This window comes from Boseongicola aestuarii, assembly GCF_900184815.1.
Taxonomy (GTDB): Bacteria; Pseudomonadota; Alphaproteobacteria; order Rhodobacterales; family Rhodobacteraceae; genus Boseongicola; species Boseongicola aestuarii.
This window is the reverse complement of sequence record NZ_FXXQ01000044.1, coordinates 1-3,361: the sequence shown is the minus strand read 5'-3', so window position 1 is coordinate 3,361 and position 3,361 is coordinate 1. Positions and strand designations below refer to the sequence as shown.

The window sequence follows — 3,361 nt, the reverse complement described above, 5'->3', positions numbered from 1 at the left end:
TGGATCAAGGAGGCCTCACGGCCTTTGAGGACTGGATCAGGAGCACGCCTGATGCACGCCTCTTGATCGTGGACACGCTGGCGACGGTACGACCCGCGTCCGGCGGCAAGGATAGCCAGTATCAATCCGACTATGCTGCGCTTCGCGGGCTTCATTCCCTGGCCAACGACACCGGCATTACCATCCTGATCGTGCACCACGTTCGCAAGATGGATGCGGAGGACCCCTTTGATACTGTCTCAGGCTCAACCGGTCTTACGGGTGCGGCAGACAGCACGATCATCCTCAGCTCAACGGGCGAGGGAAAGGTGCTCTACGGACGTGGGCGCGATCTGGCCGAGTTTGAGTGTGCGATGGACTTTGACCCCGGCACGTGTCGCTGGTCTGACCTGGGTCGTCCTTGCGACGCCTTCGTAAGTGAAACCCGCAAGGCCATCAGGTGCGCTCTGAAGGACGGGATGATCCATCCCAAGGAGATCGCAGAGCATGGTGACCTCGACTACGATCTCTGCGCAAAGACGTTGCAGCGCATGACCGAAGGTGGGGAAATTGAGAAAGGCGGTCGCGGTCACTACCGGCTAACGCCCGATCCGCACTTCTAGTCAGATCCTGTCCAATCTGTCCATTTGTCCAGAACGCTCTCCGGCCAAATGGACATTTGGACAGATTGGACACTCTCCGAGTAGAACGCGACTGAGGGAACCAATAACGCGGCTGGCTACCGTCCAAAGCGGTCATTGGTGCGCAGCGCAGCGAATGACGGCTCAGAGCCCGAAACGGACCGTGTGAAGCCATCTAAAGAATACGAGCAAGCTGTGGTATTCAACTGTGATCAACTTGGAGGGCCGCACATGACAGACACGCAGACGATTTCTGAGCATTGGGGCAAGGGAGACGTTTTCTCGCGGATCTTAAACGCGATGGAACAAGCAGGTATCGACCCCAAATCCGCGACTATAGAGGACCTCGCACCGGTAGACCATTTCCATGCACGCGGGTTCCCTGCGACCGTAGAGCTTGCCGACGCTTTGCCAGTCAAAGAGGGAGACCGGCTCGTTGATATCGGCTGCGGCATCGGTGGTCCCGCCAGATACTTCGCCAAGCGCTTCCGTTGTCATGTGGATGGGCTCGACATAACGGGCCCCTTCGTCGAGGCCGGCAACAAACTGAGCGCGCTTGTCGGAATGGAGGACGCGGTTCAGTTCCTGCATGGCGACGGTCAGAATCTGCCATACAGTGATGAACAATTTGATGGCGGATACGCGCAGCACGTCACAATGAATGTGCTTAGCCGCGATGACTTTTTTGGAGAGGCCTTCCGTGTGCTCAAGCCCGGCGCGTTCTTTGCCGTGACCGAACATGGGCTCGGGGAGAAGGGTGAACCACATCACCCTGTTCCTTGGTCAGAAGACGGAAGCGGTGCCTATCTCATGCGCCCCTCTGCAACAGTTGGGGCTCTTGAGAGAGCCGGTTTCTCCAACATAGCGGTTACAGACACGGGTGAAAAATATCTGAAGGGCTACAAGGCTGCCATTAAGCTGGCGGAAGAGGGCAAGGCCCCACTTTTCGGAGTGCACATCCTCTTAGGCAAGCTCGCGCCGGAGATTGTCCGAAATGCCGCGCGCAACATCGAAGAGGGCAGAACCCAACCGGTTCAGATCGTCTGTTGCAAGCCCGGGTAGGCTGCTCACAAAGCAACATCGTAACGGCAGATATGTTCCTCGGGGTAGGTATTGGCTCATCTCTTAACGAATGACGGCTCTAAGCCCGAAGCGGCATCGCTGATGGTGCCTGCTTCTCCCCCGCAGAATTAGGCAGTAAAATGCAACTGTGATACTCTTTCTGAAAACGGGGGATACAGCATGGCTTTGGACCGAGACGAAGACACAGATTTTGTTAAATTCTGGAACACGGTTTTGGAGCCGAAGTTCACAAAGTACCGGCATATACTGCAGGGCGGATTGTCACGCCACTCTGCGGCAGTCATTCCGAAGTTGCCGTTGAAAGAAGGCATGTCAGTGCTGGATGTTGGTTGCGGGTGGGGGGACATGTCGCTTCAGGTCGCAGAGATCGTCGGGCCGGAAGGCCGAGTTCTTGGCATTGATTGCGTGGACGCGTTCATGGAGGAGGGCCGGAAAGACGCCGCCGCAAAGGGCTTGTCGAACGTTGAATTTTCCCGAGGGGACGCCGAAGTTGCGCTGCCCGAGAATGAGTTCGATTACGTTGTTGCGCGATTTGGAACAATGTTCTTCACAAATCCGGTCGCAGCATTGCGGCGTATGCGTCTGGCGCTGAAGCCCGGCGGGCAAATGACACATATTGTCTGGCGTCGGCGTGAAGATAATCCGGCATGGCAAAAAGCGAAAGACATTACCCTTCGGCATCTTCCGGCTCCCGGTGAAGATGCTGACACCTGTGGCCCCGGCCCATTTTCTATGGGAAATCAAGAAATGGCAGGGCTCATGATGAAAAGTGCGGGGTATGAGGATGTCGTTTTCACGCGTGTTGACGAAAAAATCATGATCGGAACGACACCGGAAGAATGCATCGCCTTCGCCTTGGCGATCGGCCCCGGGGGAGAGGTCTTTCGCGAGGCTGGAGAGGAGCTTGCCGAAGCCAAACGCGCAGTGATCGAAAGTGAGATGCGTGAATATTTCGAAAGCCAAGAGCGGGACGACGATGGCATATGGGCTCCCACCTCTTCGTGGGTGATATCCGCGCGCAATCCTGCCTAAGCGCATTCCCGTACCTGCGCCGCAGCGGCGGTTTTGCGCAAACAACAAATTCACTGGCAGCGTCTGCTCTGTCCTTCTTGAACGGTTTATCCGGCTACGAATGACCATGGCGCCATACGGCGAACCCATTAAAATTTCCGATGGTAGACATCAAAGGATCGCCAATTTTGCAATCAACGTTTGATCTGAGCGTCGCCAATATCATCGGCACTGGAGAACGGAGGCAGGTGAATACGAACTTTTCTCAACGCCAATCGTTGAACTGACTGAAGAGTGGGCCAGCCCGAATTTTATGCAATCTGAATTTGACGCCAGGAAGGTGTTGAGCCTCCACATTTGCGGCGATGTCGGAGCTACGATTGTGTTAGATTGCGGCGGGCGTTTTGTCGACACGGCTCAGCAGGTTAATCAGAATGGAAAATAGCGAACAAGTTTTTGCCGATCAATGAACGGCAGGATTGTCCGCACATCAGCCATTGGCGCTTGCTGCAGCAAATGACTGCTCCGAGCCCCAGGTCCCCCCTCTATTCCAGACCTGGCTTGATGACTAGCTTGCCCAGAACGTCACCCCGACCGGTTCGGTCCAAGGCCTCCGGAACAGACGAAAGGGGAAGCACAGCTTCCAG

At 55.8% G+C, this 3,361-nt stretch carries 3 protein-coding genes; all 3 read left to right on the top strand.

Annotated features, from left to right (window positions below; all coding sequences use genetic code 11):
* The coding region (locus BOA8489_RS19870; RefSeq protein ID WP_176440390.1) for an AAA family ATPase at positions 1-602 on the top strand (602 nt) is incomplete at its 5' end.
* A gap of 249 nt (positions 603-851) precedes the next feature.
* Positions 852-1,682 carry a class I SAM-dependent methyltransferase gene (locus BOA8489_RS19865; RefSeq protein WP_093976042.1) on the top strand — a complete coding sequence of 277 codons (831 nt, stop codon included), beginning with the start codon at positions 852-854 and terminating at the stop codon, positions 1,680-1,682.
* A 180-nt stretch (positions 1,683-1,862) separates the two neighbouring features.
* Positions 1,863-2,735 carry a class I SAM-dependent methyltransferase gene (locus BOA8489_RS19860; RefSeq protein WP_093976041.1) on the top strand — a complete coding sequence of 291 codons (873 nt, stop codon included), beginning with the start codon at positions 1,863-1,865 and terminating at the stop codon, positions 2,733-2,735.
* Positions 2,736-3,361 lie beyond the last annotated feature (626 nt).